We start from the raw sequence: 26,810 nt of genomic DNA, 5'->3' as shown, positions 1-26,810 counted from the left end.
AAAAATGCTCAAGATGATGCAATGTTTGAACGGAATACCGCCAAAGATGGAAGTCCGTTTTTTAATTTAAAATCGAGTAATGGTCAAGTAATTGGCACTAGTGAGATGTATTCGAGTACTTCGGCTATGGAAACTGGAATCGCTTCTGTTAAATCAAATGCACCTGATGCAGCAATAGTAGATAATTCTTAACTATAAACACATAAACGCTCTCTTTTGCTATTACTAAAATAGCGATCATGATAAGGCAGACTAACACCTATTAGTCTGTCTTTTTTGTTTACTTACTTTTTTCCTTCTTCAACGGACACTTTTCTAAACTCTTTAAAAAGCTTCGTAAGCTCTAAAGAGGCTTTACGTGCTCTAGTTCCAGCAGCTTTATTTCCACTTTTTAGGTATGCTTCGGATATCGATAGCATTATTTATTTCCTAAGAAGAGATGAAAATTTGCTAGAGAAAAAGATTGAGGGGCTAGGACAAAGTATGGGAGGATTAGCTACAATTGAAGCTTATAAAATGAAAGCTAGATTTGATTTCCTTATCCAATGCTCCACTCCAGTAGGTAATTTGCATTATACCAGCTTATTGTGTTGGGATGGACATAAACACCGATACAAATTGATATAAGCACAATTGTGATATTAAACAATACAATTATGAAAATAGTAATCATTGGGGCAACAGGGTTTTTAGGTTCCAAATTAGTGAATGAAGCAAGAAACAGAGACTTTGAAATAACTGCAATTGCTAGAAATACAGATACAATCATAGATAAAAAAGTGAATAAAATTTCTGTGGATGTCAATAATGTAGAGAAGCTTACTGAAGCATTGAAAGGACAAGATGTTGTCATCAGCGCATTCAATGCTGGTTGGACAAACCCTAATATTTATGAGGATTTTATTGCCGGTTCTAAATCAATTCAAGAAGCCGTAAAAAAAGCGAGTGCTCAAAGACTAATAGTTATTGGCGGTGCGGGAAGTCTCTATACAACTGAAAAGCAACAAATAGTAGATATGGTTGATTTTCCTAAAGAAATAAAACCTGGAGCAACTGCTGCAAGGGATTATCTGAATATTTTAAAAGAGGAAAAAGATATTGATTGGGCATTTTTTAGTCCCGCAATTGATATGCATCCTGGAATAACTACAGGTAGAACAGGCCAATACCGTTTAGGAAAAGACAATCCAGTTTTTGATCAAAACAATGTATCTAGTCTATCAGGAGAAGATGTAGCTGTTGTTATATTAGATGAAGTTGAAAGTCCAAAACATCATCAAGAACGATTTACAGCAGCGTATTAAATTAATGGGTTACCCAATTTAAAATAATCTTTATAAAAAAGGTTACACATTAATTTTTATAAAACAATTTAAAATGAAAAAAATAAAAATAGGACAAACAGACATAGAAGTAGCACCTTTCAACCTAGGGGGAAACGTTTTCGGATGGACTTTAGACGAGCAAAAATCTTTTGAATTATTAGATGCTTTCATCGAAGCAGGCTTTAACTTTATCGATACAGCAGATATGTATTCATATTGGATAAACGGAGGTGTTGGTGGAGAATCGGAAACCATCATTGGAAAATGGATGAAAGCCCGAGGTAACCGCGACAAAGTAATTATTGCCACAAAAGTAGGCGGACCTACCGGAGTACACGAAACAGACTCTAGCAGAAGACACATTTTGGAAGGGGTTGAAAAATCATTGGAAAGATTGCAAACCAATTACATCGACTTGTATTATTTGCATTACGACGACGAAAAAACACCAATAGAAGAAACCCTTAGAACGTTTCATGAGTTAGTAAAAGCTGGAAAAGTAAAACACATTGCGGTTTCAAATATTTCTCCGGAGCGACTTCGTGAATCATTGGAATTTTCAGAGAAAAACAACCTTCCTAAATATCAGGCATTGCAGCCTTTGTACAATTTAGTAGAGCGAAAAGGATACGAAACCGTTTATGCACCCATCGTTGCAGAATATAATTTAACGGTATTCCCTTATTTCGCATTAGCGGCAGGTTTTCTAACAGGAAAATATCGTTCGGAAACTGATTTTAGCAAAAGCCCGCGCGGACAAAGAATGGCTCAGTATCTGAATGAACAAGGTTTGAATATTTTAAATGCTTTGGACCAAATAGCTGAAAAACACAATACCGTTCCTGCAACGGTTTCATTGGCTTGGTTATCTGCTCAACCTCATATTGGTGGTCCCATTGCCAGCGCAACATCCAAAGAGCAACTAGAGCAAATCTTGTCGAGTACATCATTAAAATTAGACAAGGATGACTTAGTATTGCTTAATAAAATCAGCAAGCAAAAACATGCTAATATAGTCTAGATTTTTGTTGAAAACATATGAAAATAAAGACGTTATAATAGTTAAAAATACAAAAATTAAGGGAAAGGGAGTAAAAAAATTGTACCTTGCTTAAACCAGTTATACTGGTTTACTAAAGGCATAATTACTTTAAATATGATGTTACCTTTTACTGAAAAATAATACAATTATGTCTTTTTAACAAAAAAAAAAAATCTAAATACAATAATTATGAGTAAAGAAACAATATTGGCTTGGCCAGAATTTAAGGGAAAATACGATAACTATATCAACGGAAAATGGACACCTCCTGCACAGGGAAAGTATTTTGACAATATTTCTCCAATTAACGGTAAGGTATTTACCAAAGCTGCACATTCTACCGCAGAGGATATTACCTTGGCTGTAGATGCGGCTCACGAAGCTTTTAAAACTTGGAGTAAAACTTCTGCAACCGAAAGAAGCATCATTCTGAACAAAATTGCAGACAGAATTGAAGAGAACCTGGAATACATTGCGACAGTTGAAACCATCGACAACGGAAAAGCAATCCGGGAAACAATGAATGCAGATATTCCTTTAGCAATTGATCATTTCCGCTATTTTGCAGGTGTTATTAGAGCAGAAGAAGGTTCTCTTAGCGAACTGGATCAAAACACAGTTTCCCTAATCGTTAACGAACCGATTGGAGTCGTAGCGCAAATCATTCCGTGGAACTTCCCGATTTTAATGGCGGTATGGAAACTTGCTCCTGCCTTGGCTTCAGGTTGTACTATTGTCTTAAAACCAGCAGAAAGTACACCTACTTCAATCTTAGTTCTGATGGAATTAATTGAAGATTTACTTCCTGCAGGCGTGCTGAATATCGTAAACGGTTTCGGTTCTGAGCTGGGAAGAACTTTGGTTACAAATAAGAAAGTGTCAAAAGCTGCTTTTACTGGTTCAACTGCAACAGGACGTATAGTGATGCAATACGCTACTGAAAACATCATTCCTGTGACTATGGAGTTAGGAGGAAAATCACCTAACGTCTTCTTTAATTCCGTAATGGATGAAGATGACGACTTCTTGGACAAAGCAATTGAAGGCGCAGTTATGTTTGCCCTAAACCAAGGAGAAATCTGTACAGCTCCAACCCGATTGCTTATACAAGAAGATATCTACGACAAATTTATTGCAAGGGTTATCGAAAGAGTTGAAGCCATCAAAATGGGCAACCCGTTAGATAAAACCACGATGATGGGAGCACAAACTTCTAAAGTTCAGTATGACAAAATTTTATCTTATTTGAAGTTAGGAAAAGAGGAAGGAGCAGAATTATTAACTGGTGGTGAAGCTGCTAAGTTGGACGGCGATCAGGAAGGTGGATATTACATCAAACCAACCTTGTTTAAAGGACACAATAAAATGCGAATCTTCCAAGAAGAAATCTTTGGACCTGTATTGGCAGTTACAACTTTTAAAACAGTTGAAGAAGCCATAGAAATATCTAACGATACCCTTTACGGTCTAGGGGCAGGTGTTTGGACTCGCGATGCACACGAATTGTATCAGGTACCAAGAGCCATTCAGGCTGGTAGAGTTTGGGTAAACCAATACCATGCGTATCCTGCAGGAGCTCCGTTTGGAGGATATAAGCTATCTGGATTCGGTAGAGAAAACCACAAAATGATGTTAGGCTATTACCGTCAAACCAAGAATATGCTAATCTCTTATGACAAGAAAAAACAAGGATTCTTTTAATTAACGTTTTGAAAAGAGCAAATTCCATTTAGGGTTTGCTCTTTTTTTAACAACCAAAATCAATAAATTATGATATCTCGCATAGACAGTACAGAAAAAGCAAATGATTTAATCAAAGTGCTGCAAAAAAAACACGGTGAACTAATGTTTTACCAAGCTGGAGGATGTTGCGAAGGTACACAACCACAATGTTTTGAAAAAGGAGGTATTTATTTGCGGATGAATGATGTTTGTATCGGAGAAGTGGAAGGATGCGAATTTTGGGTGGATCACGATTTGTTTGAATACTGGAAACATTCTCATTTTACACTCGATGTAACCGACGGATTTGGAGCTGGAGGATTTTCACTCGAAACACCACTCGGAAAAACCTTTCAGATTCATTACAGACTTTTTACTCCCGAAGAAACAGATAATTTGACTCCGATTAAATTGGCTTAATGCACTAACGTTGTTGCCATCTAATAAAGAAGTCTGTATAATCGTCAAGCGAGTTTAGGGACGGTACAAAAATATACTCACCCCAAATGCACAACTCACCTAAGGAAGAGTTTAACAAACAAACGCTTACCTGTTTGTGTCTTTATGTTGTTCAATTAATAAAGCTGAAAATGCTCATTTTTCAAAAATCATTTTGCTAACAGATATTACATAAACAACAATCCATAAAATATAAAAACGATGAAAATGAACTTATTATCTATATTAACCTTTTTAATTACTTTTCAGTTTACGATAGCACAATCTGATAGCCTACAATGGTTGGACATTGAATTGTCTAACTATCAATATCCTTATGCTGTTTCTATTTTGGAGTTGAAAATACAAGAGCAAGATTTAAAAATGGCTTATATGGATATTACCCCTAAAAATTACAATGGTAAAAACATTGTTTTGTTTCATGGAAAAAATTTTAATGGAGCTTATTGGAAAACAACAATCGAAGCATTAAGCAAAGAAGGTTTTCGTGTCATCGTACCCGATCAGATTGGGTTTGGTAAATCCTCGAAACCAGAACATTTTCAATATACCTTTCAACAATTAGCACAAAATACCAAAACGCTACTTGATACTTTAAACATAAAGGAAACAGCCATTTTAGGACATTCTATGGGAGGTATGATAGCTTCACGTTTTGCCTTAATGTACCCTAAAACAATCACAAAACTAATATTAGAAAACCCTATTGGATTGGAAGATTGGAAACTAAAAGCACCATACAAACCTGTGGAATGGTGGTATCAAAATGAACTTAAAAGTAGTTATGACGGCATAAAGAAATATCAATTAGAAAACTATTATGACAACAAATGGAAATCTGAATATGATCAATGGGTGAACCTATTAGCGGGTTGGACATTAAATTCAGATTATAAAAAAATTGCATGGAATTCAGCATTAACCTATAATATGATTTTTACGCAACCTGTGGTTTACGAATTTAAAAATATTACCGCTCCAACACTTTTAATTATTGGCATAAGAGATAGAACGGCTCTTGGAAAACCGCTTGTTTCTGAAGATGTTAGAAAAACCATGGGGCTTTATAATGAATTGGGTAAAAGAACCCAAAAGGAAATTCCTAATGCACAATTAGTGGAATTAGAAAATATAGGGCATTTACCTCATATTGAGAAGTTTGATAGTTTTATTCAACCGGTAATAAAATTTTTAAAAGAATAAGTTGTCAAAACCCTATCAAAATAATTGAGTGTTAGTCTAATCAATCACCAAATGGGTTCTGGAACGATATGAAAAACATCCTTCCTTCCTAAATCTACAACTCAACTACCGAATAGTGTAACACCTGCACCAATGTATGTAAGTAACTTTGCATTAAACATTAAATATAATTTTTATGAAAACAACAACATGGGCAATAGACCCAGCGCACAGCGAAATAACATTTAAAGTTAAGCACTTAATGATTTCTAACGTAAAAGGAGAGTTTAGAACTTTTGAAGCCTCTATTGATGGTGAAGATTTTACAAATTCAACCCTTTCCGCAAAAATTGATGCCAGTTCTATATCAACCAATAACAATGATAGGGACACACATCTAAAAAGTCCTGATTTTTTTGAAGTAGAACAATTTCCTGAAATCACTTTTAAGAGCACTTCCCTTAAAAAAGGAGATGATGATGAGTATAAGTTGGTTGGTGACCTAACCATTAAAGGTGTTACCAAAGAAATCACGCTTGATACCGAGTTTGGAGGTTTTATGAAAGACCCATACGGAAACGAAAAAGCAGGTTTCTCTATTAATGGAAAATTAAACCGTAAAGACTTTAGACTTAACTGGAATGCTGCCTTGGAAGCAGGAGGCGTTATGGTTGGTAATGAAGTGAAGATTAATGCAGAAGTTCAATTTGTAAAGCAAATTTCATAACTTTTTTATGAAGTGAATCGCAAACAATTTTTAAAATCCTTGGCACTTTTGCCACTTGCAAGTTCGAGTATGAATTTAAAAGATTTAAATAAAATGACCTCAACAATGAGTCGCACAGAAAAAATGCCCGTGTTGTTCCTTGGTCATGGAAGCCCTATGAATGCCATTGAAGAAAATGAATTTGTAGCAAACTTTAAACAACTAGGGAAAGAATTGGTGCGGCCAAATGCGATTCTCTGTATTTCGGCACATTGGGAAACCAAAGGTACTTTTGTAACAGCCATGCAAAATCCGCCTACCATTCACGATTTTGGTGGATTTCCACAAGCCTTGTTTGATGTGCAATATCCTGCACCAGGAAGCCCAGAATTGGCACAAGAAACCAAAAATATCATCACTCTGACCGAAGTTGGATTAGATGACAAATGGGGACTTGACCATGGCGCTTGGAGCGTGATAAAGCATTTATACCCAAATGCAGACATTCCAGTAATACAGATGAGCATAGACTATTCGCAACCTGCAAAATATCATTATGAACTTGCAAAGGAACTAAACAGCCTACGCAACAAAGGTATTTTAATAATTGGAAGTGGCAATATGGTGCATAATCTACGAAAAGTGGCTTGGGATAAACTAAATGAAGAATATGCTTTTGATTGGGCGATAGAAGCCAATGACAAGATGAAAAGTTACATTTTAAGTGGCGACCATCAAAGCCTTATCAACTTTAAATCGCAAGGGAAAGCCTTTGATTTAGCCATCCCAACACCAGAACATTATATGCCTTTGCTTTATACATTGGCATTAAAAGAAGAAAACGAAAACATCACATTATTTAACGATAAACCTGTTGGAGGTTCACTTACAATGACTTCAGTAAAAATAGGTTAAACAAAAAACTGGATTATGAATAAAATAACGAATATTGATTATAGTACAAATTCTGTAAACATTGCACTTTTGATTTTAAGAGTGGGAGTTGCAGTCATGATGCTGGTACACGGTATCCCAAAACTTCAAATGCTATTTAGTGGAGATATCCAATTTCCGGGTGTTATGGTGAAGCCCTAAAACGGATAAAATCAAGTATTGAAGCTGCCGTCCCCGAAACACATATTTCCCTTCAGGAGAAAATACTAAAATTGCTCATTTCAACCCCAAAGGCACAAATAAAACTGGAAGTCAACCAAGCCAATAGGGGTGTAATCGATGGTACTAAGGAAATGATGCTATGCGAAAAAGCCCAAGATGAGTTTGCAGCATTCTGTGCTATTGATGTAGTCCCACTAAGTCAACTTTATGGGGGTAAAATATGTGCTGCTTTACACAGGCAACACCCAAGGGATTTGTTCGATATAAAATATCTAATGGAGAACGAAGGTTATACAGATGAAATAAAAAAAGGGTTTATACTTTGTCTATTGGGCAGCAACCGTCCTTTGCACGAAATACCCAGCCCTAACCTCTCGGACCAAAGGCATGCTATGGAAAATCATTTTGATGGAATGAGCTATGTTCCGTTTTCCCATGAAGATTTTGAAGAAACCAGAAGTCAACTTATAACGGTCGTCAAAGCGAGCCTAACAAAAGAGGATAAAGATTTTTTATTGGGCTTCAAGACTCTTACACCGGATTGGAGCGTTTACGATTTTGAAAGATTCCCTGCTGTGCAATGGAAACTACAGAACCTTCTTAAACTTAAAAACAGTAACGAATCAAAATACAATGAACTAGTTGGGGCTTTGAAAAATGTGCTCTACTAATGGAAGCTTTTCTGTCTCAAATTCATTCTCTTTTTGGGACAATGTAAATTTGAAATTGAGATAAATACGATTGTGATTGACCCTTATAATAATCTTAAATTTTAAATCTTAAAAAATATCAATTACTATCAAAACATATTCTAACTTCAAAAATGGCAAAATGTTGTACCTATGTTGTACCCAAGAAAAAAAGTGAAGTAATTTTTAATAAAAAAAGCCGAAGATTTCTCTTCGACTTTTGTACTGGCTGGGAGATTTGAACTCCCCTACCTCGTCGTTTTACATCTTAAATCTAAACTTTTGATTCTTAAAGATTAATGCTGCAACTTGTCCTTAACCAATCCATACAGAAAAGTACCTACCAACGCGCCAAAAATCACTATTAAAATAGATAAGTAACCAGCACCTGCCAATACATACATTGGACCAGGGCAAGCCCCTGCCAATGCCCATCCCAAACCAAAAATGATTCCACCAATAAGATAACGAGTAACACTCTTTTCTTTTGGATTTAAACTCATTTTGCTTCCGTCGATTGGCTTTATGTTTTTTATTTTAATTATTTGAACACCAATTATACCCAGCACTAAAGCCGAACCTATGATGCCATACATATGAAAGCTGCCAAACTGGAACATTTCATAAATGCGAAACCAAGATGCAGCTTCCGATTTGAACATTATAATTCCGAAGAAAATTCCTATTACCAAATATGTTATATATCTCATTATCTAAAAAATTAAGGGAAACATAATATGAATCATTACCAATCCACCAATGAAGAAACCAATTACCGCAATTAAGGATGGCAACTGTAAATTGCTTAATCCAGAAATGGCGTGCCCAGAAGTGCAACCACCAGCGTACCTTGCTCCAAAACCTACTAAAATGCCACCCACTAAAAGTATCAGTATATTTAAAGGGTCTGATAAGGATTCCAAAGAAAAAATTTCTGGCGGAAGGTAGCTTTCCCCGGCACTTTGAATGTTATAATCAACAGCAAGTTGTTGTGCGATTTCAGGATTAATTTTCACACTACCGTCGCTCATATAATTTGAAGCGATAAAACCACCAATGATGGCACCCAATACCACCATTAAGTTCCAGCGTTCTGCTTTCCAATCAAATTTAAAGAAATCTGCTGCCTTTCCTGCACCCACTACAGCACACGCTGTCCGTAGGTTTGAAGACATCCCAAATTGTTTTCCCACAAGTAACAAAACAAACATTACAAGGGCAATAAGTGGTCCCGCCAAATACCAAGGCCAGGGTTCATATATCAAATCCATACTAAATAATTTTATGCAAATATGACACTTTCGCAAAATTAAAACTGTAACAAGGGTTACAGTAGTGCTAATTAATTTTCATTAACTTTATTAAAATAGAAAGATTATGACTCGTAACAAAAAAATAAACTTGATTTCAGTACTACTTGGCTTAACTGCTGTAGCAATGATTATTATAGGAATAGTTATGAAAATACCAGCACCTGCAGTCACTGGTGTGGGATTTCTTTTGATAGTTTGGGCTTTTCAAATCTTTAAATAGAATAATTAATTAATAACTCGTATCATCCAATTTCACTTTACCGTGAAATGTCTTATATAGGAACAGGAAATAACCAGCTAAAAGAGGTGTACCAATAAGCACAATAGTTAACATTATGCCTAAAGATTTTTGGGATGCTGCTGCATTGTAAATTGTTACACTATATTCTGGACCTATAGTTGATGGTAATAGAACTGGATATAACTGAACTGCAACAAGCATTAACAAAAACGCCATTGTTAAAGACGAGAATATCAAGGCATACGCATATTTCTTTTTTGAGGCTAATCTTGGTACGTTTGCAACAGCCAAAAAAGCCAGTACAGGAATCACAAAATATATAGGATGCTCCTTAAATGTATCGGTAACGCCATGTAAAAACACCAATGTATAAAGTGATGTAGCTGCAAAGCTTACAATGAAAAAAATCATTCCTTTTTTTAGTAAAAATGTTAATCTCGCGTGTAAACGACCTTCCGTTTTTAATAACAGAAAAATAGCACCTTGTGTCATAAATAGTGATACCGTGGTTAAGCCAACCATTATAGCATAAGGGTTTAAAAACGAAAAAAACATACCACCTTTATAGCTGTAGTTTTCGGCTAATTCTATTCCCTGTAAAATGTTTGCTAAAACAACCCCCAACAAAAATGATATAAATACATTTGCTGTAAAGTAAATTATGTCCCACGTCTTACGCCACCAAAGCATCCTCTCTGCACTTCTAAATTTTATAGCTGAAGAACGCAGTACCAAAAACATTAGAAAGAGCATAAAAGGCACGTACATTGAAGATAACATCGTGGCATACATTACAGGAAAACCGGCAAATAATGCACCAGCTCCTATAATGAGCCATACTTGATTAGCATCCCACAGTGGTCCAATAGCATTGATTGCGATACGCCTGCTTAAATCCTTTCTGAAAAATAAGTGCCACATTCCGGCACCATAATCAAACCCTTCTAAAATTGCATAGCCTGAAAATAATAAACCGACTACTAAATACCAAAGTGTTGGGTAATCAATCCCTAAAAAATATTCCATAGTTATTAACTTACGTATTTTAAAAATTCATCCGGGTTTTTAGCTTCATCGTATGGACCGTGCTTTATCTTTTTATTTACAGAGTAAATGAACAATAAAAAAAGTATGGCGTAAACCACTAGGAACAATATCAGTGAAAACAAAATTTGATTCGAAGACACCTCTTGTGAAAAGCCCTCGTTTGTTCTTAAGTGTCCATAAACTATCCAAGGTTGTCTGCCCATTTCTGCTGCAAACCAACCTACTTGATTTGCTATTTGCGGTAAAAGCACGGAGAATGCAAAAATCTTCAGCAGCCATTTTTTTTCAAATAATCTACCTTTCCACCATAAGTAACTAGCGTACAATGTGAGGCCTATTAAAAACATACCTATACTAATCATAATATGATAAAATTGAAAAACCGCATTCACCTGTCCGGGTCTATCTTCCTTTGGAAAGGCATTTAGTCCCGTAACCGGTGCTTCAAAATCTTGGTCAATCATAAAGGATAGACCACCTGGTATTTTTAGGCCCGTGACTTCTTGGGTTTCATCATTTACCCAACCAAACAGATATAAATCGGCCGAACCACTTTCCTCATAATGACCTTCCATTGCGGCAAGTTTAGCAGGTTGGTTTTCGGCAACAACTTCTGCAGAACTATGTCCTGAAAGCAATTGAGTTAAAGAAATAACAGTGGCTATACCCAAAGCGATTTTGAATGCTTTTTTTGAAATTTCAACATATCGCTCCTTTAGTAGATAATAAGCGTGAACGCTTAATACTAAAAAAGCACCGGCTAAAAATGCGCCTTGCCATACGTGAATAATTCTATCTACACTGGATGGATTAAAAACCATTGCCCAGAAATCTGTAACCTCTGCCCTTGCATTAAATCCTTCACCTACAATATGATAACCTGCAGGCGTTTGTTGCCAACTATTAGCCACAACAATCCATACCGCTGAAAACATTGAGCCCAAAAACACCCCTATGGTTGAAATGAAGTGAACTTTCGGCGAGACCCTGTTCCAGCCAAATAGCAGTATCCCTAAAAAAGCACTTTCCAAGCCAAAGGCAAACAAACCTTCGGCTGCCAAAGCACTGCCAAAAATATCGCCAACATATCTTGAATATACAGCCCAATTTGTGCCAAATTCAAACTCCATAATTATACCAGTTGCCACACCTATACCAAAGGTGATGGCGAAGATTTTTAACCAAAAACGGGTTAAAATCTCGTATTGTTTATTACCTGTTTTTATGTACATCCCTTCCATAAAAACCATAATCAATCCCAAACCGATACTCAAAGGCGGGTAGATGTAGTGGAAGGCAATGGTAAATGCGAATTGTATTCGAGCAAGAATTTCTACATCCATAATGTGTTAATATTTTGTTACAAAGGTAGAAAAAGGTCTTTCTAAACTGTGTAACATATGTAACCTTATTGTGAATTATATCGATTTGAATATTAAAATGAACTTAAGTAACAAAGGTTACAAACGATGCACTTTCTTTCTTATATTTTTGTTCCAATCGTGAAAACTAAAACTTACATAGCAGTGCTGCTCACTTTCATCTTTATGGCAAAATTTCTTGCTATAGATGCCAATGGATTGAATGTTCTATTCAGCGGAAGCGATATCACATTTGTAAAACCTCATTGCAAGAAGAAAAATTCTGTAAAAAATTTACAGTCAACATCGGCATTTTCTCAAGTTGACAATACAACTTCACAAGTTGTTGATTTAAGCGGTTTTTGTACATCACAATTTCAGTTGGAATTATTCACTTGGGAAACAAATACCTCCAAGCCTATTGCAGTTTTCAACGAACATTTCAATTCCAACTTGAGTTATCGCTACTTGGATAATGATTCCCCACCTCCACGTTTGGCTTAAATACGATTACTTTCTTAAAATTTAATGTCGGTGCTTCTTTACAAGTTGTTTGTATGCAAGACTTTGTGCTAAATGAATAGTTATGGCCAGACATTAAACAAAATCAATCTTTTTAACTTATTTACAATGACGACAAAAATTTTAATAAGCCGTCGTTCCATACAGCTATTGCGCGTAATGGTAAGCGGTATATTCCTCGTAGCAGGTTTTAATCATCTACTCAATGTAGAGAAAACTGCCCAGCGTATAGAGCAGGCAAGTTTTAAGGGTATCGCACATTTTTTTGGCGAACCCCAGTGGCTAATCATACTTTCGGGTATTGCAATGCTTGTGGCAGGCTTTCTATTTTTAATAGGATATAAAACCAAATGGGCGGCAATGGTGCTGATAGCTGTCTTAATTCCCATCACATTAACAGTTCAAGTGGGACAAATAACAACACTTGGACCACTTTTTAAAAATATAGCAATTCTCGGTGGACTTCTTTTTTTCATATTGAACGATACCAATAACCTTTTAAATAAATAAAAATGAAAACATACATCTTTAGTTCAGTAATCTTAATGTTGACCCTGTTCGGAGCCCTTAATACACAGGCACAGCAAATAGACAATGCCAAAAACAATTACGTGGTACTTACCAAAAAAGTGCCACAGTTACAGCCAATACTATTGACTGCCGAATCCCTAAAAGCTGAAGACGGCGAAGCTTTTGGGGATTTTCAGGTAATTATTTGCGGAAAGGAAATAGGTGATATCACTGATACCGAAAAAATAAGCGACTTCATCATAAAAGCCGAAAAAGCTAGTGTTCAACTAATAGCCTGTGGCTTTTCGCTCAATAAATTCAAAGTAGATAAAACCAAAGTCCCAAAAGAAATTGAGGTTGTTGAGAACGGAATTCTGTACAACTTCCAACTCCAGAAAAAAGGGTATAAAAGTATAAGCTTATAACTATGACAGTATTTAAGAGATATCTCCAAACAACTTTAGTATTAATCGGAATATTATTCGGAATGGTTTCTTGTAAAACAGAAAAATCGAACACAATGGAAACTAATGATTCAGTTAAAGACACATTGAGTATAACGATATTACAGACAGCGGATATACACGGTCAATTGGACACCCATCCTGAACTATTTTGGGAAAATGAAAAGGTAGTATTTAAAAACCGTGGCGGTCTCGCTAATATTAAAACCCTTTTTGACCAGGAACGAGTGAAAAACCCAAATAGAACTATTATTGTAGATGGTGGCGACCTTATACAAGGTAGTGGTTACACTGCTTTATCTGAAGGAAAAGTGATGCCTGATATTATAAAAAATATGGGCTATGATGTCATCATTCCCGGAAACTGGGAAGTGGTTTACGGAAAAGATATAATGATGGATGTAATGAAAGGGTACGACACACAGGTCATTGTCCAGAATATGTATCACGATGACAATGAAGAACCCTTATTTCCAGCCTCTTGGATTAAGGAAATCGAAGGGATTCGCCTAGGATTTATAGGTGTCAATGACCCAGATGTGCCCATTAGACAAAACCCTATTTTTAGCAAAGGAATTGGCTTTAGTGGACTAGACGAAAATCTAAAGAAAATGGTGGACGACTTTAAGGTCAAGAAAAATATTGATGTTTTGTTTTTAGTAACGCATCTTGGAATTTTTAAACAAGTTGAGCTTGCCAATAATTCCATAGCAGAGCACGCAGATTATATATTGGGTAACGATACCCACGAACGTGTGCGTGAACCTATACAAGGCAAATATGCAAAAGTGACTGAACCTGGGGCTTTTGGTTCATTTGTAGGTAAGTTGACCTTGAATTTTGTGGATGGCGTGTTAGTGGATGACGATTATGAACTCATCGATGTTGACCCAAAAGTCTTTTCAGCCGATGAAAAAATACAGGCACTTGTGGATAAGGCAAAAGCACCTTACAAAGCAAATTTAGAAACCATAGTAGGTTATACCAACACACCTATTTATAGATATTTAACGGTAGAAAACCCGATGGACAATATGATAACCGATGCCGCTCGATGGAAAACGGGTGCAGATATCGCTATTTCAAATGGGTTTCGGTTTGGTAACCCCATTGTGCCCCAAAATGGAAAACCGGCACCGATTACGAGAGCCAATCTGTGGAACTTGCTCCCGGTAAATGAAAAGGTAAAAACAGGAAAAGCTACTGGAAAACAGATAAAGGACTGGTTGGAAAAAGAAATGCACAATGCCTTTTCTCAAAACCCGACCGAACGTTTTGGGGGTTGGTTAGTACGCTTTTCAGGAATGAAGGTCAACTTCAATAGCCAAAATGAAAAGCGCAAACGAATCCATAGCATAACCGTAAACGGCGAGCCAATGCAAGATGACCAGTATTATACCATCTCTGCCTGTGTGCGTCCCGGTGACCCTATCGATAATCTTTGTAGGATGCCCAATGTTAAGGATGTTGAAGTAAAGGATTATACCATTCACGATGTGGTGGAAGAATATTTAAAAGAAAACTCGCCAGTATCGCCAACATTAGAAGGCAGGGCCTATTGCGAATATCTTGGCGAGTATTCCTTTTCTACCGTACCCAAAACCGATTATAAATTTCAATAAAGAATAAAATTCACTAATGGGCACTAAAATATAAATCAAGTTCTTTTAAATTCTTTGTATATCGAGGTTACGGCGTTTTTTAACACGGTGACGATTTGAATTGGGTTCAGGATTTTTGCTGTTGCAAAATCCACATCCAATGAATCAAGGTAAATACATTTTTGCTCAGTTGACCGAATTCTTGCCCCGTCGCGTGTTTGACCGCATTGTCAAAAAGCACGATGGGAACAAATATGTCCGAAGCTTTACCTGCTGGAACCAAATGCTCTGTATGGTATTTGGTCAGCTCACCTCCAGGGAGAGCATGCGGGACCTGATGCTAAGCTTGGAAGCCCATCACTCGAAATATTATCATCTGGGTTTCGGAAAATCAATTTCAAGGCGCAACCTGGGCAAGGCCAACGAAAAACGCAGCAGCAAAATCTTTGAGGAGTTTGCCATCGTCCTGATTGAACAGGCTAGAAAGAGCTATTATCGGAACGATTTTGAGGTTAAGGTTGAAGGCAATGTGTATGCCCTGGACTCCACCACCATAGACCTGTGCTTGAACGTGTTTTGGTGGGCAGAGTTCAGAAAGGCCAAGGGCGGGATAAAGATCCATACGCTGTATGATGTAAAAACTTCCATCCCGAGTTTCCTTCACATATCCAATGCCAGTTTACACGATGTGAACGTTTTGGACATCATCCCTTTTGAACCAGGGGGTTTTTAGGTACTCGACAAAGCCTACATAGACTTTGAACGCTTGTACAAACTCCACGGTAAAGAAGCCTTTTTCGTTACCCGGGCCAAGGACAATATGCGGTTCAAGCTGATGTACTCCAACCCGACCGATAAAGCAGCAGGCGTGAAATATGACCAGATAGGCAAACTGGAAGGATATTATTCCCGAAAGGCCTTTCCGGACAAACTGCGCCGGATAAAATATTATGATGAAGAAACACAAAAAGAGTTTGTTTTCTTGACCAACAACACCGAGCTGGACGCCTTGGAAATCGCCCTGTTGTACAAAAAACGGTGGGAGGTTGAACTGTTTTTCAAGTGGATGAAACAACATTTAAAAATCAAATCCTTTTGGGGTACGACCCTAAATGCTGTTAAAATCCAGATTTACTGTGCGATTATTGCTTACTGTTTGGTTGCCATCATAGCGAACACCTTGAAAGTGGAGTGGAGAATCTACGAAATTTTACAGATTCTGAGCATATCGCTACTCGATAAAACACCTGTAAGAGAGATACTTACAAGACACGATTACAAAGGTGTCAATGAACTAAAAAATAAACAACTGAAAATCAATGGGTTTTAAGCGCCCACTAATGAATAAAATTATGGATAAGAAGAAAAAGAAAACTTGGATTCAGTATGGCATTTTTGCTGTGGTGGCGATTTTCCTTTACGCAACCGGACTACATACCGAAGTTATTGGTTTTGCACAGCGTGGACTATTGGCAACTGGCTTGATGAATCCTGATGTAGCTGAAATAGCGCAAGCAAGAAACAATGAAAACACCGAAGCGATTACTGAAAAGCTAAGCCTTACTGAAGGAGATTATAATCTAAAATTGACTGACCGGGATGGTAACATACATTCGTTGGAAGAGTTTAAGGGCAAAGTAATATTTTTAAACTTCTGGGCAACTTGGTGCCCACCTTGCGTAGCCGAAATGCCGAGCATTGATAAGTTACACGAAGAAATGGGTGATGATGTTGCTTTTGTATTATTATCATTTGATGATGATTTTGAAAAAGCCAAAGCTTTTGATAAACGAAAAGGCTATAATTTACCCATCTATGCTCCTGCGAGCAATCTTCCAGCTATGTTTCAATCATCTGCCTTACCTACAACCTATGTAATTGATGCGAAAGGAAACCTTGCTTTAACGCATAAAGGTATGGCTGATTACAGTGACCCGGAATTTAAAAACTTTCTTAATAGTTTAAAGTAAATTTCTACTGCAAAATAAAAAACCGCACTGTTTAATTCATACAATGCGGTTTTTATTTATATCAAAGTACACTCTCTACTTTATTCCCACAAATCGAATCACTTCAGCAATTCCCTGATGATGATTACCTTCGGAAAGCTCAATGGTTCCTTCCTTTAATAATTTAAAGTCGAGTTGCGGGAATTCTGTTTTTATTTCCTCAATGGAAAATAACATTGCTTCATTTTTTGGACCACCAGAAGCATTTCCCAATTGTGCTTTTGCAAACGCTTCAAAAATCACAATGCCATCAGGTTTTAAAAATTTCATCAAATGCAGATGAGCTTGGTTGCGTATTTCTGCGGGAAAATGGGCGTAGCAAAAGCCAATGGCATCAAACTGGGCGTCGCTCTGAAATTCTAGAATATCCGAAATTTTATAGTGGATAGAAACTTGATTTTCAGCTGCCAAACCCAATGCTTTTTCTTTACCTTTTTCACTTATATCAAAGGCAACCACGTCCCAACCTAGTGAAGCGGCATATATTGCATTACGCCCTTCACCTTCGGCAGGCAAGAGGATACTGCCAGGTTTTAACTTGTCAATCTGTTCCTTAAAGAATTTATTTGGCGCTGTGCCGTAGATATATTCTTGGTGACCGAAGCGTTCGTTCCAAAATTCAGCTGGGTATTGTTTCATAGTTCCCTAAATAAATCGTCGTGTTTTCTTTTTATAATCTTCATATTCGGAAAATGTTTGGCCAAGCAACTTTTCTTCATATCTTGACTTGTAATAAAATAAGGTAAATAACACCAATGTAATCAATAGCTTAACTAAAGATTCCTGATATATCGTAAACCCTAGTGCCGAAAAAACCAAAGCTGTGTAAATGGGATGCCTGGAAACTGAAAAGGCTCCAGTTCTAATTAACTTTCCGTTTGAAACTGGTGTTGGAAAAGGTGATATTTTAGTGTTGAGTTGAAGCAATGCAGTTGTTCCTAAAATTAAGGCCATCCCCGTAACAACCAATCCCGAATAGCGCAACCATTCGGGAATGCTGATTGATATTATTTTAAAAGGCACAAAATAGGTGGCAAATATCAAAAATTGAAGTGCTACGAATAGATAGTCTTGATATGAAAGCTTATTTATTTTCAATAGCTTTTAACTAATAAAATGGTTGGTTTTTATTCCAAATAGGATGAAAGCATCCAGACCAATTTTTCTTGCTCAACGATGTAATCACTCATTAAAGCAACAGTACCTTCATCATTTGCTTCGGAAGCCATAGTTAATATCGTTCGTTCTTTTGCCAATAAGATTTTTAAAGCGTCAAGAATTATATTAATTGCTTCTTCACCAACTTTTATGTTTTCGGCAGCTTTTATTTCGGTAGTATCCAGATATTTTTTGAAGGAATGAAATGGCGTTTCACTTAAAGTAAGTATGCGTTCTGCAATTTCATCTACCTTAATCAATGCGTCATTATATAGCTCTTCAAATTTAAGGTGCAATTCAAAGAATTTTTTCCCCTTGATGTTCCAATGAAACCCTCTCAAGTTCATATAGAACAATTGATAATTTGAAAGTAAATCATTCAGATTTTCAGCTACTTTTTTTGATTTTTCTATATTTAAACCAATGTTATTATTGTTTTTAGTGTCCATAATTTATTGTTTAAAATCGTTAATATTCTCACTTAAATCGTACACAGTCACACCTTTCAATTTTTTTTGAAGGATGCTACTTCCCGCCGCACTTCTGTATCCACCTGCACAATGTACAACAATAGGTTTATCTGTAGGTATTTGTCCCGCCGTATCACGCAATTCATTCAATGGATGTGATATCGCATTGTCAAAAAACTTGCCTTCTTCCACTTCGCTGGTATTACGGATGTCCACAATGGTATAGCTGTCCGGATTTTTTTTGAAATCTGCTAAATCCAGTTTTTCAGTAGTAACCAAATCTTCGTCTGAAATCGTAATCACTTTGTTGAGCAGTTTTTCGTAGCCAATTTTTGCCACACGGTGCAACATGGTGTCTTTGTTTTCTTTGCTATCGATAACCAGCGTAAATGTTTCTTCTGGCTTGATGATGGAACCTAGCCAAGTTTCAAATTTTGCATTTTCAGAAACTGCCTGTATATTGAAACTTCCTTTTAAATGCCCTTTTTTAAACGTTCCTTCATCACGCATATCAACGATAAGACCTTCGGAAGTTGAACTTTCAGTAAAAGGTATTTTTTCAATGGACGGTTGTAAATTATCAGCTCCGGTTTTGTTCGTATCGACATCAAATCCAAAATAATGAGGAATAAAGGGTTGCCCATCAAGAATGGTATCCATATATTCTTTCTTGGATTGCTTTTTGAACGCCCAATTCCCCATTCGCTCATTGCCCAAAGTACTGCTGGCAGCGTCGCTTAAGTTCTTTCCGCAGAGTGAACCTGCACCGTGAGCCGGATAAACCAATGCATCATCTGGCAAGTCTGTAAATTTATTTTGAATGGTGTTATACATCATTTCAGCCAGTTCTTCGCGTTTGGCTTTCATATTACCCGCCTTTTCACGTAAGTCAGGACGTCCAACATCGCCTATGAATAAGGTGTCGCCAGTAAATAAAGCTGTTTCATTCCCTTCCTTAGCTATCACGGTAATACTGTCTGGTGAATGCCCTGGTGTGTTAATCGCTTTAAGGGTTACATTTCCTAACTGGATACTATCGCCTTCATCAAATGAAGTGTGTGGATAGTCTGCACCCAACTTTTCACTATTGTATATAGTAGCTCCCGTTTTTTTATGTATTTCGAGATGTGAGCTTACAAAATCTGCGTGTGGGTGCGTTTCGATTACCGCAACAATTTCTGCATTGTTTGCTTTCGCAAAATCATAATACTGCTCGGGATTTCGTTCTGGGTCTATAACCGCCATCTTGCCATTACTCACAATAGCATAGGAATAATGTGATAGTGGCTTATATTCAAATTGTTTGATATTCATAATTTTAAATTTTATATAAAAATAAAAAAGGTTACAGCAAATAGCTGTAACCTTTGATACATAAGTTCAATTTATCTAGCTATTTTCTTGGACAGGTATTAAGACCCACTAATTTGTATAATGGACAAAAGCTCACAAAGCTGGTCAACAGGAAAACCGCCGCAACTGCGATTAATACATAAGCCAAGGTTCCTTCTATGATACCCTGCCAGTAGAGGATACCTATTACAATAGCGATGATAATTCTAATTATGCGGTCTGCACCGCCCATATTTTTTTTCATAATATTTAGTTTAAAAATTCAATAAATAGCACCACAGCAGTTATTATAATGATACACAACACACATACTATAAGAAGCTTTTTTGTTTTCTGTTTATCCAATGCTATACATCTTTACCCTTTAACATTTTATTCCAGTATAGATAGGGAAGGCCGTATTTTTTCAGCATCCACAAACGCCAATGTTCTTTTGAACTATCTGAAATAAACATTTGTTTAAGTTTAGGATCAGGGGTAAAATTATTGTTATAATCAAATTCTGCCAAAACCATTTTTCCATAATCGGTAACTAATGGGCAAGATGAGTAGCCGTTGTACGATTTATTCCCCATTTTATCGTGGTTGATAAGCAAGCCAAGGTTATCCACAACCACAGGCACTTGTTTTCTGATCGCTGCTCCGGTTTTAGCAGTGGGCAATCCGGCGACATCGCCGAGACCAAAAATATTTGCGTACCTATTGTGTTGCATTGTGTGCTTATCTACATCCAACCATCCCGCTTCGTTTACCAAAGTTGATTTACTTACAAAATCTGGTGCAACACTTGGTGGTGCGGTATGTAGCATATCATAATGAATACCTGTTAAATTCCCGTCTTTTTCAATTTTCACATTCTTATGGTTATATTCTTTTTCGTGCTCTGCAAATGAATACCAAGCAATTTTATTTGCTCCGTCTATTTTCTTTAGTTGATACCCAAAACGTAAATTGATATCTTTTCTATCTACAACTTCCATTAAAGTTTTAGCAATTTCCTTTACGCCAAAAATTACTGTTCCGGCGGTGGCAAAAACAACATCAGTTTTTGAACGTGTTTTGCTTTTCGCCCAATGGCTCTCGGCCAAGTACATAATTTTTTGTGGTGCCCCACCGCATTTAATAGGCGTTGTAGGCTGTGTAAATAATGCAGTACCTCCTTTAAAATTCTTCACAACGTCCCACGTGTGCTTTGGGTCTGTATAGTTGCTGCACACCACACCTTTATCAATTGCATCACCCAACCCGGGCACGAGACTAAAATCGTAGGCAAGACCTGATGCTACCACGAGATAATCATACGTGATATTGCCAGAATTGGCTGTACTTACCAAATTATTTTCTGGGTCGAAAGCTGTAGCTTTATCCTTAATCCATTTAGCGCCATTAGGCATTACATCAGCCATTGGCTTTCCTGTTTTTTCATAATCATAGGTTCCAGCACCTACCAGTGTCCAAGCTGGCTGATAATAATGGGTATCGGCTGGTTCTATAATTGCGATATCTTTGGTTTTCTTTTGCGTTATAAGCTGTGATGCTGTCATTATTCCAGCGGTTCCGCCGCCAATGATAAGCACTTGATGATGCGTTGCCATAGTTGTATAGTTTTTATCCTAATAAAGATATAGGATGAACATTTGAAAGTTTGTAACCTTTGTTACACAAATTAGGATTTACTATTCGCTATAATCTTTATAGTGTAAACATTACAGAGGTTTCCCAAATATGGTTATTGATAACGATTTCAGTTCTCGGGATATTAATATAATGATATCCTGATGTGATAGTAATATACTCATTTTCCTGAAAGCGTAAACCGAGAAACATCCAGTTTTGGTCTAGTTTTTTGGGCTGTAGTCTTTTTTTAAAATCAAGAAATACTTCATCGTAAGCCAAAACTGAAATTTTGGGCTTTTTAAAAACTGGTACCTCTATAATAAATCGATAACGTAATCTATTGCCATAATTACTGCCTGTAATTTCAGAGTGGTCCTCTATTGTAGCTATTTTATCTTGAAAGCGCTCTTCAAATCGTAACCTATGAGATAAGGTAAATGAATGAAATGGCTGTTTGATAAATAATTGCTGCCAAAGATTGTTTTCTTGCGTATCTATGGGTGTTGAAAACTCTGAATAAGAATAATTTTGAATAAATGTATAACCTATGCCAACTGTAATAAATGGATTGACCTTGTGCTGAATTGAAGGCCGTAGTACAAACTGTTCCCAATCTTGAAGAAAATTTGTACGTCTAAAATTGAATTCAGATTTTACAAACCAATTTTCATTTATAGCTGCCTTAACTGTGAAGGTGTTCCAACTGCTACTGTGCTCAAATTGCTCCTGTTGTGCTCTTGTAGTCCCTACAAAAAACAAGAGACCTATTAGTAAACTATATCTCATCTATAAATGTTTGTTTAGCCAAAAATATAGTATGCAACGAGAGAAAAAGGTAACCCCTGTTACAGAAGTCAACATTTCGAAAAAAAAGAAAAAAAGAAAAAGGGCAGACCTTAATAGTCTGCCCCTTAACCTAACCAACTATTGGCTGGCTCGCATCAAGTGTACTAATTTAAGCAATGTTCAATTTTCCTGTCGCACAGCTTATAAGAGATTTTGCCTTATTTACGACTGTATTATCAACACCTTCTGGTGGATAGCCCATTTGTGTAAGCATTCGTTCTGCTATGGCAAGGTCATTTACGGTTTCATAGCTAAAACTGACCTCTGAAGTCTCATCGCTTACCTGCACGTTATTTATACCTGATAACTTCAGTAGCCGAACAGCAATGCCATTTGTACAGCCGCCACATTTAATGTTTTGTAATTTAAGTGTTGTTTTCATTTTATTTATTTTCTAGATTTATTAATCGTTCTTCTATTAGTATAAACTTCTTTATGATGGTGATATGTGTTTTGTTGGGTCGATACCTAAAGGGCTATCATTATTATGTACCTCTTTCTCAATTTTATGATAAACTTCTTTGTCAATCATAGTGTAGTTTATAAAGTTAATGAGGTTATCAAGTAGTAAATTGCCCAAGCAGCAAATATGATTATCCCTGCCCACAGCCAAGAGGGTATGCTTTGTGGAGTTTCGCTTCCCTCAATAAGAAAGTGTTTTTTTCCTCCTTTTCCATAAGCGTTAATCATAACGGGCACTTTACCATCTACAATTGCATTTTGTTTTATACCGTCAATATCGATAGCTGGGCCATTACGCACTATAAAATCTACTTTCTTAATACCCTCTTTGCCATAAGGGTCTTTACTGATAATTTTTAAAGTATGCTCGCCATCCACCATTTTGGTTGTGTCGAGTTCAAAATTTATAGGCACCTCATATTCTCCAATAGGTATTGGCTCTTCATCCAAAAATATTATGACCTTATTGCTTTCCATTGTCTTAGTCAAAATTCAATATTTTACGCTTGATGTGCGATGGTTTTGTTTCTCCTGGTTTTATAATCCATTTTATGGAATAATAAAGAGATATAAGGACTATAATGGATGTTAGAATTACAATGACGTAATCCCATTGCTGTTGTGGTCCTGCACCGTGTCCAATACCTTTCAATATTCCAGGTTGACTGCGTTCACATTCTGGGCAGGCCATAGCGGCTAAAGGCAATAACAATGTCACAATTAAAAAATGTCCTTTTTTCATAATCATTGATTTTCGTTCTGCTTTTTAAGTTCTTCCAGAATTTTATTGATTTCTTCTAGGCTTACTTCAGGTGCGTCATTGCTCCAACTGGTACGTTCGTGGTTCATCAATGCAACCAATTCTTCTAGCGATAGGTCATTAATTTGGCCGATTGCGGGCATTTCGCCGTATTCTTCCCTTGCATTATAGCCATACATTATGATATTGACCATAGAGGTTGGGTCTATGCCCTGCACGATGGCACTTCCGTCCAATGGTGGGAACGCACCGCTAACCCCTTTGCCATCGGTTTGGTGGCAACTGGCGCAATAATTGGTATATAATTCTGCTCCGTCTAAAGCGGAAGAACCTCCAGATTCGTTAGCTCCATGTTTTTTCTGTTCCCTTTTGTATAAAAATTCTGGGCTAGGCGTTCCATCTGGAAGTTTAACCTGTTGCAGTGATTTTAAATAGGCGACCAGTGCAATGGCATCTTCGGTGGCGACTACCTTTTTGCTTTTGTCCTTGATGTATCTAGCTGGTAGATTGACTATTTTGTCCTTTTCCGTAATCTTGATAGAATCCTTAAGTTCAAATAACCAAGGGTAAGGTGCCATAACTGAATTTTCTACTACTGCTCTTGGCTGGTAAAGGTGTGTTAAATGCCAATCTTCGCTTGGTTGTCTTTTTCCTATATTGGTCAAGTCGGGACCTGTTCTTTCTGTGCCCATTAAGGTGGCCGTATTTACCCAGAAATTAGTCCGTTCTATACCTGCATAATCCGCTGCGACGTTGGGGCGGCTTCCCCAAACCTTATCTATTTCCACATTACGCACCTGTTGCGTGTGGCAGGCAACACAGCCATTGCCAATATATACCATTTTACCACGCTGTTCTATTTCGGTCAAGGGTATAGAATCGGGTAAGGGTTCGTAGCTGTATTGGTTGTTTAAAGCAGGGAAAATAGCCACGAAAACAGTAAGCGTACCGAATAACAGTATCACTAATAGAAAGAGTCTTTTATGATTGCTGAATATATCCATAGCTATGTCTTTAGGTCTTCTTCAATTTCACTTTCCTTATTGTCGTTTTGCAATAACTGCAATGTCACTTCATGGATATCAACTTCTTTTTCCACTCGTACCATTTTATAGAAATTATAGGCAAATACAATATGGGATAACCACATCAATGTCCCGCCTATGGCACGCCATAGCCAATAAGGCTCCATCAATACTACAGAGTTTATAAAAGGTTCTCCATCTCCCCAAGAAAGTCCTTTGAGCGTCCCACCTATCATAAGAGGTATTGTATAAAATTGAAGCCCTACCAAGGCCATCCAGAAGTGTGCTCCTACCCATAGTTGGGTCGGTTCCTTGCCTGTCAATCTTGGTACAATAGCATAGACGCCTGCAAACAGGGTAAATGTTATAATCCCATACATTGTGATGTGGGAATGTGCTATGGTAAAATCAGTAAAATGCCATAATAGATTGGTAAACCTAAACGCTTCCGCAGTCCCTTGAAGCGAGCCTGTGAAATAATAAATAACCCCAACAAGGAAAAAAGGTAGAGAGTAACTACTGGCCACCTTGTTCCAAGAACCTTTGAAAGTCATCAAAAAGTTTATTGTTCCTGCCGCAACGGGTATCAACATACCCACACTACCCACAATTGCAACGGTTTGCAACCACCAAGGCAGGGAACTAAATACGAAATGGTGCGTGCCAATTAGGGTATAGAACAAAATTTGCGTCCAAAATGCCAATATGCCCAAACTATACGAATAAATGGGTTTATTTAATTGCTGGGGAAGAAAATAATATAACAGCCCCAATACAAACATCATAAACCAAAGCCCTACGGCCTGGTGCATATAATACCCTTGTATAATGGTTTCTCCAAGTCCATCTTGCCAAAAAGGAAGATACGATACTACAGCAATGATGTTAATGAAGATAACAGCTGCTATTATATACCAGTTTGATATGTAAATTTCTTTGGTTTTCCTAATGGCTACAGTCTTGTAATAATTGAAAAGACTCAACATTAAACCAATAACAAACAACAACATTACCGGCCAGATATATTCGCGATATTCGCCACCACCATTGTTTATTCCTGCCATCAACGAAATTGTACCAATGATATGGGATGCGTTTATAAAATAGAGCGAATACCATCCTAATTTTAAACTGGCGATACTCGTGTTACCCACTCGTGGTACTGTATAATATCCCAACCCTAACATTGCAAGGGAAGACCATCCCCAAAAGACCAGATTTGTATGTACAGGACGCAAACGCCCAAAACTTAACCAACTTACTGAATCCGCATCAGGTACAAGAAATTTAATGCCTAAATATTCACCAACACTCGTTCCCAACAACAACCAGAATATGGCAGAACCCAAAAACCAAAGCACCAGCTTTGTCAGGTTTTTATCTATTTTAGGACGCTTGGGTGGTTGGCTCTTTCTGGCAAAGAATGAATTAATCAATTCATTGGTAGGGTTCTGTATTAAACCGCGAACATCCTTTGCGGGTTGCTTTCCAGAAAGTTCCGCATTTGACAATTTATATTCCAGTCGTCGTTTTTTCTCTGCTATTTGTTCCGGATTTAAGCTGGCCTTGTTTCTAACAATTTCTTCTGCTAAAATTTTGGCCTGTTTGAGAGTTTCCTTATTTCTAATTTGCTTTGCAATCCTATACGATTTCATCGTAAGAATGATAATTCCTAAAATCATAGGAATAGCTATAAGTACTATGGTTATCAATACTCCTGGCGAACTCCATAATGATACTTCATCAGGGGTCTGCTCTTGAGCCAATACCATTGAGGGTATCATTAAAAAGAGAATGCTATAAAATATTG

34 protein-coding genes and 1 pseudogene are annotated in these 26,810 nt (G+C 37.1%); 18 read left to right on the top strand and 17 right to left on the bottom strand.

Annotated features, from left to right (window positions below):
• A partial coding sequence (locus AC13CQ_RS07780) for a YegP family protein (protein ID WP_482882767.1) occupies positions 1–192 on the top strand: 192 nt, incomplete at its 5' end.
• Positions 193–284: 92 nt separating this feature from the next.
• Here AC13CQ_RS07780 and AC13CQ_RS07775 read toward each other — a convergent pair.
• Complete coding sequence (locus AC13CQ_RS07775) at positions 285–419, bottom strand: histone H1 (RefSeq protein WP_085942216.1); 135 nt, start codon at positions 417–419, stop codon at positions 285–287.
• A gap of 237 nt (positions 420–656) precedes the next feature.
• Between AC13CQ_RS07775 and AC13CQ_RS07770 the strand changes: the two genes are divergently transcribed.
• The 9 genes from AC13CQ_RS07770 to AC13CQ_RS07730 all read left to right on the top strand — a co-directional run bounded on the left by AC13CQ_RS07770 (position 657) and on the right by AC13CQ_RS07730 (position 8,223).
• Complete coding sequence (locus tag AC13CQ_RS07770; RefSeq protein ID WP_008610595.1) at positions 657–1,304, top strand: NAD(P)-dependent oxidoreductase; 648 nt, start codon at positions 657–659, stop codon at positions 1,302–1,304.
• A 73-nt stretch (positions 1,305–1,377) separates the two neighbouring features.
• Positions 1,378–2,346, top strand: a complete 969-nt coding sequence (locus tag AC13CQ_RS07765; RefSeq protein ID WP_008610596.1) for an aldo/keto reductase — start codon at positions 1,378–1,380, stop codon at positions 2,344–2,346.
• A gap of 210 nt (positions 2,347–2,556) precedes the next feature.
• Positions 2,557–4,068, top strand: a complete 1,512-nt coding sequence (locus AC13CQ_RS07760) for an aldehyde dehydrogenase family protein (protein WP_008610597.1) — start codon at positions 2,557–2,559, stop codon at positions 4,066–4,068.
• 69 nt (positions 4,069–4,137) lie between these two features.
• Positions 4,138–4,509, top strand: a complete 372-nt coding sequence (locus tag AC13CQ_RS07755) for a DUF779 domain-containing protein (RefSeq protein WP_008610598.1) — start codon at positions 4,138–4,140, stop codon at positions 4,507–4,509.
• A 246-nt stretch (positions 4,510–4,755) separates the two neighbouring features.
• Positions 4,756–5,751 carry an alpha/beta fold hydrolase gene (locus tag AC13CQ_RS07750; RefSeq protein ID WP_008610599.1) on the top strand — a complete coding sequence of 332 codons (996 nt, stop codon included), beginning with the start codon at positions 4,756–4,758 and terminating at the stop codon, positions 5,749–5,751.
• Positions 5,752–5,926: 175 nt separating this feature from the next.
• On the top strand, positions 5,927–6,457 hold the full coding sequence (locus tag AC13CQ_RS07745) for a YceI family protein (RefSeq protein WP_008610600.1): 531 nt from the start codon (positions 5,927–5,929) through the stop codon (positions 6,455–6,457).
• Between the two features lie 69 nt (positions 6,458–6,526).
• A complete protein-coding gene (ygiD, locus tag AC13CQ_RS07740; protein ID WP_050989628.1) occupies positions 6,527–7,351 on the top strand; it encodes a 4,5-DOPA-extradiol-dioxygenase in 825 nt (274 codons plus the stop codon).
• 15 nt (positions 7,352–7,366) lie between these two features.
• Entirely contained in the window at positions 7,367–7,531 is a 165-nt protein-coding gene (locus tag AC13CQ_RS07735) for a DoxX family protein (protein ID WP_157136641.1), read from the top strand.
• 71 nt (positions 7,532–7,602) lie between these two features.
• The gene (locus AC13CQ_RS07730; protein ID WP_050989629.1) at positions 7,603–8,223 is read left to right on the top strand and encodes a nucleotidyl transferase AbiEii/AbiGii toxin family protein; all 621 of its coding nucleotides are present in this window, start codon (positions 7,603–7,605) and stop codon (positions 8,221–8,223) included.
• A 314-nt stretch (positions 8,224–8,537) separates the two neighbouring features.
• Here AC13CQ_RS07730 and AC13CQ_RS07725 read toward each other — a convergent pair whose 3' ends face one another.
• Positions 8,538–8,951, bottom strand: a complete 414-nt coding sequence (locus tag AC13CQ_RS07725; protein ID WP_008610602.1) for a DUF6691 family protein — start codon at positions 8,949–8,951, stop codon at positions 8,538–8,540.
• A gap of 3 nt (positions 8,952–8,954) precedes the next feature.
• Positions 8,955–9,512: a YeeE/YedE family protein gene (locus tag AC13CQ_RS07720; protein ID WP_008610603.1), complete on the bottom strand. Its 558-nt coding sequence runs from the start codon at positions 9,510–9,512 to the stop codon at positions 8,955–8,957.
• Between the two features lie 106 nt (positions 9,513–9,618).
• Here AC13CQ_RS07720 and AC13CQ_RS07715 point away from each other — a divergent pair, with 106 nt between their 5' ends.
• Complete coding sequence (locus AC13CQ_RS07715) at positions 9,619–9,774, top strand: hypothetical protein (protein WP_008610604.1); 156 nt, start codon at positions 9,619–9,621, stop codon at positions 9,772–9,774.
• Between the two features lie 9 nt (positions 9,775–9,783).
• Here the strand turns inward: AC13CQ_RS07715 and cydB are convergent, their stop codons facing one another.
• Together cydB and AC13CQ_RS07705 are read right to left on the bottom strand one after the other, a co-directional pair.
• A complete protein-coding gene (cydB, locus tag AC13CQ_RS07710) occupies positions 9,784–10,821 on the bottom strand; it encodes a cytochrome d ubiquinol oxidase subunit II (protein WP_008610605.1) in 1,038 nt (345 codons plus the stop codon).
• 5 nt (positions 10,822–10,826) lie between these two features.
• Positions 10,827–12,185: a cytochrome ubiquinol oxidase subunit I gene (locus AC13CQ_RS07705; protein ID WP_008610607.1), complete on the bottom strand. Its 1,359-nt coding sequence runs from the start codon at positions 12,183–12,185 to the stop codon at positions 10,827–10,829.
• 183 nt (positions 12,186–12,368) lie between these two features.
• Between AC13CQ_RS07705 and AC13CQ_RS07700 the strand changes: the two genes are divergently transcribed.
• The 7 genes and pseudogenes from AC13CQ_RS07700 (at position 12,369) to AC13CQ_RS07670 (ending at position 17,270) form a co-directional block, all read left to right on the top strand.
• The gene (locus AC13CQ_RS07700; protein ID WP_482882766.1) at positions 12,369–12,707 is read left to right on the top strand and encodes a hypothetical protein; all 339 of its coding nucleotides are present in this window, start codon (positions 12,369–12,371) and stop codon (positions 12,705–12,707) included.
• 126 nt (positions 12,708–12,833) lie between these two features.
• Positions 12,834–13,235, top strand: coding sequence for a DoxX family protein (locus AC13CQ_RS07695; protein WP_008610609.1), 402 nt, complete (start codon positions 12,834–12,836; stop codon positions 13,233–13,235).
• A gap of 2 nt (positions 13,236–13,237) precedes the next feature.
• Positions 13,238–13,660: a sulfur reduction protein DsrE gene (locus tag AC13CQ_RS07690; protein WP_474506638.1), complete on the top strand. Its 423-nt coding sequence runs from the start codon at positions 13,238–13,240 to the stop codon at positions 13,658–13,660.
• 2 nt (positions 13,661–13,662) lie between these two features.
• Entirely contained in the window at positions 13,663–15,321 is a 1,659-nt protein-coding gene (locus AC13CQ_RS07685) for a bifunctional metallophosphatase/5'-nucleotidase (protein ID WP_008610611.1), read from the top strand.
• A 139-nt stretch (positions 15,322–15,460) separates the two neighbouring features.
• Positions 15,461–16,033 (top strand): DUF4372 domain-containing protein, encoded by a 573-nt coding sequence (locus AC13CQ_RS07680; RefSeq protein ID WP_211206187.1) that lies wholly within the window; start codon positions 15,461–15,463, stop codon positions 16,031–16,033.
• Positions 16,034–16,045: 12 nt separating this feature from the next.
• Positions 16,046–16,630: pseudogene (locus tag AC13CQ_RS07675) on the top strand (IS4 family transposase); the annotation flags it as partial.
• Positions 16,631–16,652: 22 nt separating this feature from the next.
• Positions 16,653–17,270: a TlpA family protein disulfide reductase gene (locus AC13CQ_RS07670; protein ID WP_040879845.1), complete on the top strand. Its 618-nt coding sequence runs from the start codon at positions 16,653–16,655 to the stop codon at positions 17,268–17,270.
• Between the two features lie 75 nt (positions 17,271–17,345).
• Here AC13CQ_RS07670 and AC13CQ_RS07665 read toward each other — a convergent pair whose 3' ends face one another.
• The 12 genes from AC13CQ_RS07665 to AC13CQ_RS07610 form a co-directional block, all read right to left on the bottom strand.
• Positions 17,346–17,948, bottom strand: coding sequence for a class I SAM-dependent methyltransferase (locus AC13CQ_RS07665; RefSeq protein ID WP_008610614.1), 603 nt, complete (start codon positions 17,946–17,948; stop codon positions 17,346–17,348).
• Positions 17,949–17,954: 6 nt separating this feature from the next.
• Entirely contained in the window at positions 17,955–18,407 is a 453-nt protein-coding gene (locus tag AC13CQ_RS07660; protein WP_008610615.1) for a methyltransferase family protein, read from the bottom strand.
• A gap of 29 nt (positions 18,408–18,436) precedes the next feature.
• Positions 18,437–18,916: a Dps family protein gene (locus AC13CQ_RS07655; RefSeq protein ID WP_008610616.1), complete on the bottom strand. Its 480-nt coding sequence runs from the start codon at positions 18,914–18,916 to the stop codon at positions 18,437–18,439.
• Positions 18,917–18,919: 3 nt separating this feature from the next.
• Positions 18,920–20,251: an MBL fold metallo-hydrolase gene (locus AC13CQ_RS07650; RefSeq protein WP_008610617.1), complete on the bottom strand. Its 1,332-nt coding sequence runs from the start codon at positions 20,249–20,251 to the stop codon at positions 18,920–18,922.
• 79 nt (positions 20,252–20,330) lie between these two features.
• Positions 20,331–20,534: a YgaP family membrane protein gene (locus AC13CQ_RS07645; RefSeq protein WP_008610618.1), complete on the bottom strand. Its 204-nt coding sequence runs from the start codon at positions 20,532–20,534 to the stop codon at positions 20,331–20,333.
• A 103-nt stretch (positions 20,535–20,637) separates the two neighbouring features.
• Positions 20,638–21,885: an NAD(P)/FAD-dependent oxidoreductase gene (locus AC13CQ_RS07640; RefSeq protein ID WP_008610619.1), complete on the bottom strand. Its 1,248-nt coding sequence runs from the start codon at positions 21,883–21,885 to the stop codon at positions 20,638–20,640.
• A 97-nt stretch (positions 21,886–21,982) separates the two neighbouring features.
• Positions 21,983–22,693, bottom strand: coding sequence for a DUF2490 domain-containing protein (locus tag AC13CQ_RS07635; RefSeq protein WP_008610620.1), 711 nt, complete (start codon positions 22,691–22,693; stop codon positions 21,983–21,985).
• A 169-nt stretch (positions 22,694–22,862) separates the two neighbouring features.
• Positions 22,863–23,135 carry a heavy-metal-associated domain-containing protein gene (locus AC13CQ_RS07630; RefSeq protein ID WP_008610621.1) on the bottom strand — a complete coding sequence of 91 codons (273 nt, stop codon included), beginning with the start codon at positions 23,133–23,135 and terminating at the stop codon, positions 22,863–22,865.
• Positions 23,136–23,293: 158 nt separating this feature from the next.
• Complete coding sequence (locus AC13CQ_RS07625; protein ID WP_008610623.1) at positions 23,294–23,692, bottom strand: hypothetical protein; 399 nt, start codon at positions 23,690–23,692, stop codon at positions 23,294–23,296.
• A 4-nt stretch (positions 23,693–23,696) separates the two neighbouring features.
• A complete protein-coding gene (locus tag AC13CQ_RS07620; protein ID WP_245547633.1) occupies positions 23,697–23,957 on the bottom strand; it encodes a hypothetical protein in 261 nt (86 codons plus the stop codon).
• A 2-nt stretch (positions 23,958–23,959) separates the two neighbouring features.
• Complete coding sequence (locus tag AC13CQ_RS07615; RefSeq protein ID WP_008610625.1) at positions 23,960–24,979, bottom strand: cytochrome c; 1,020 nt, start codon at positions 24,977–24,979, stop codon at positions 23,960–23,962.
• 2 nt (positions 24,980–24,981) lie between these two features.
• Entirely contained in the window at positions 24,982–26,784 is a 1,803-nt protein-coding gene (locus AC13CQ_RS07610) for a cbb3-type cytochrome c oxidase subunit I (protein WP_157136707.1), read from the bottom strand.
• Positions 26,785–26,810 lie beyond the last annotated feature (26 nt).

It is taken from the genome of Galbibacter sp. L-19 (assembly GCF_056857615.1).
Note: the sequence above shows the minus strand (reverse complement) of the source record. Positions and strands in the feature narration are given on the sequence as shown.

Coding starts and splice junctions, on each gene's coding strand:
- AC13CQ_RS07750 (WP_008610599.1), top strand. CDS start 4,756: ATGAACTTATTATCTATATTAACCTTTTTAATTACTTTTCAGTTTACG.
- AC13CQ_RS07620 (WP_245547633.1), bottom strand. CDS start 23,957: ATGAAAAAAGGACATTTTTTAATTGTGACATTGTTATTGCCTTTAGCC.
- AC13CQ_RS07745 (WP_008610600.1), top strand. CDS start 5,927: ATGAAAACAACAACATGGGCAATAGACCCAGCGCACAGCGAAATAACA.
- AC13CQ_RS07770 (WP_008610595.1), top strand. CDS start 657: ATGAAAATAGTAATCATTGGGGCAACAGGGTTTTTAGGTTCCAAATTA.
- AC13CQ_RS07685 (WP_008610611.1), top strand. CDS start 13,663: ATGACAGTATTTAAGAGATATCTCCAAACAACTTTAGTATTAATCGGA.
- AC13CQ_RS07610 (WP_157136707.1), bottom strand. CDS start 26,784: ATGATACCCTCAATGGTATTGGCTCAAGAGCAGACCCCTGATGAAGTA.
- AC13CQ_RS07645 (WP_008610618.1), bottom strand. CDS start 20,534: ATGAAAAAAAATATGGGCGGTGCAGACCGCATAATTAGAATTATCATC.
- ygiD (WP_050989628.1), top strand. CDS start 6,527: ATGAATTTAAAAGATTTAAATAAAATGACCTCAACAATGAGTCGCACA.
- AC13CQ_RS07665 (WP_008610614.1), bottom strand. CDS start 17,948: ATGAAACAATACCCAGCTGAATTTTGGAACGAACGCTTCGGTCACCAA.
- AC13CQ_RS07755 (WP_008610598.1), top strand. CDS start 4,138: ATGATATCTCGCATAGACAGTACAGAAAAAGCAAATGATTTAATCAAA.
- AC13CQ_RS07760 (WP_008610597.1), top strand. CDS start 2,557: ATGAGTAAAGAAACAATATTGGCTTGGCCAGAATTTAAGGGAAAATAC.
- AC13CQ_RS07680 (WP_211206187.1), top strand. CDS start 15,461: ATGAATCAAGGTAAATACATTTTTGCTCAGTTGACCGAATTCTTGCCC.
- AC13CQ_RS07635 (WP_008610620.1), bottom strand. CDS start 22,693: ATGAGATATAGTTTACTAATAGGTCTCTTGTTTTTTGTAGGGACTACA.
- AC13CQ_RS07695 (WP_008610609.1), top strand. CDS start 12,834: ATGACGACAAAAATTTTAATAAGCCGTCGTTCCATACAGCTATTGCGC.
- AC13CQ_RS07765 (WP_008610596.1), top strand. CDS start 1,378: ATGAAAAAAATAAAAATAGGACAAACAGACATAGAAGTAGCACCTTTC.
- AC13CQ_RS07655 (WP_008610616.1), bottom strand. CDS start 18,916: ATGGACACTAAAAACAATAATAACATTGGTTTAAATATAGAAAAATCA.
- cydB (WP_008610605.1), bottom strand. CDS start 10,821: ATGGAATATTTTTTAGGGATTGATTACCCAACACTTTGGTATTTAGTA.
- AC13CQ_RS07735 (WP_157136641.1), top strand. CDS start 7,367: ATGAATAAAATAACGAATATTGATTATAGTACAAATTCTGTAAACATT.
- AC13CQ_RS07615 (WP_008610625.1), bottom strand. CDS start 24,979: ATGGATATATTCAGCAATCATAAAAGACTCTTTCTATTAGTGATACTG.
- AC13CQ_RS07625 (WP_008610623.1), bottom strand. CDS start 23,692: ATGGAAAGCAATAAGGTCATAATATTTTTGGATGAAGAGCCAATACCT.
- AC13CQ_RS07640 (WP_008610619.1), bottom strand. CDS start 21,885: ATGGCAACGCATCATCAAGTGCTTATCATTGGCGGCGGAACCGCTGGA.
- AC13CQ_RS07715 (WP_008610604.1), top strand. CDS start 9,619: ATGACTCGTAACAAAAAAATAAACTTGATTTCAGTACTACTTGGCTTA.
- AC13CQ_RS07690 (WP_474506638.1), top strand. CDS start 13,238: ATGAAAACATACATCTTTAGTTCAGTAATCTTAATGTTGACCCTGTTC.
- AC13CQ_RS07630 (WP_008610621.1), bottom strand. CDS start 23,135: ATGAAAACAACACTTAAATTACAAAACATTAAATGTGGCGGCTGTACA.
- AC13CQ_RS07670 (WP_040879845.1), top strand. CDS start 16,653: ATGGATAAGAAGAAAAAGAAAACTTGGATTCAGTATGGCATTTTTGCT.
- AC13CQ_RS07775 (WP_085942216.1), bottom strand. CDS start 419: ATGCTATCGATATCCGAAGCATACCTAAAAAGTGGAAATAAAGCTGCT.
- AC13CQ_RS07705 (WP_008610607.1), bottom strand. CDS start 12,185: ATGGATGTAGAAATTCTTGCTCGAATACAATTCGCATTTACCATTGCC.
- AC13CQ_RS07725 (WP_008610602.1), bottom strand. CDS start 8,951: ATGAGATATATAACATATTTGGTAATAGGAATTTTCTTCGGAATTATA.
- AC13CQ_RS07650 (WP_008610617.1), bottom strand. CDS start 20,251: ATGAATATCAAACAATTTGAATATAAGCCACTATCACATTATTCCTAT.
- AC13CQ_RS07720 (WP_008610603.1), bottom strand. CDS start 9,512: ATGGATTTGATATATGAACCCTGGCCTTGGTATTTGGCGGGACCACTT.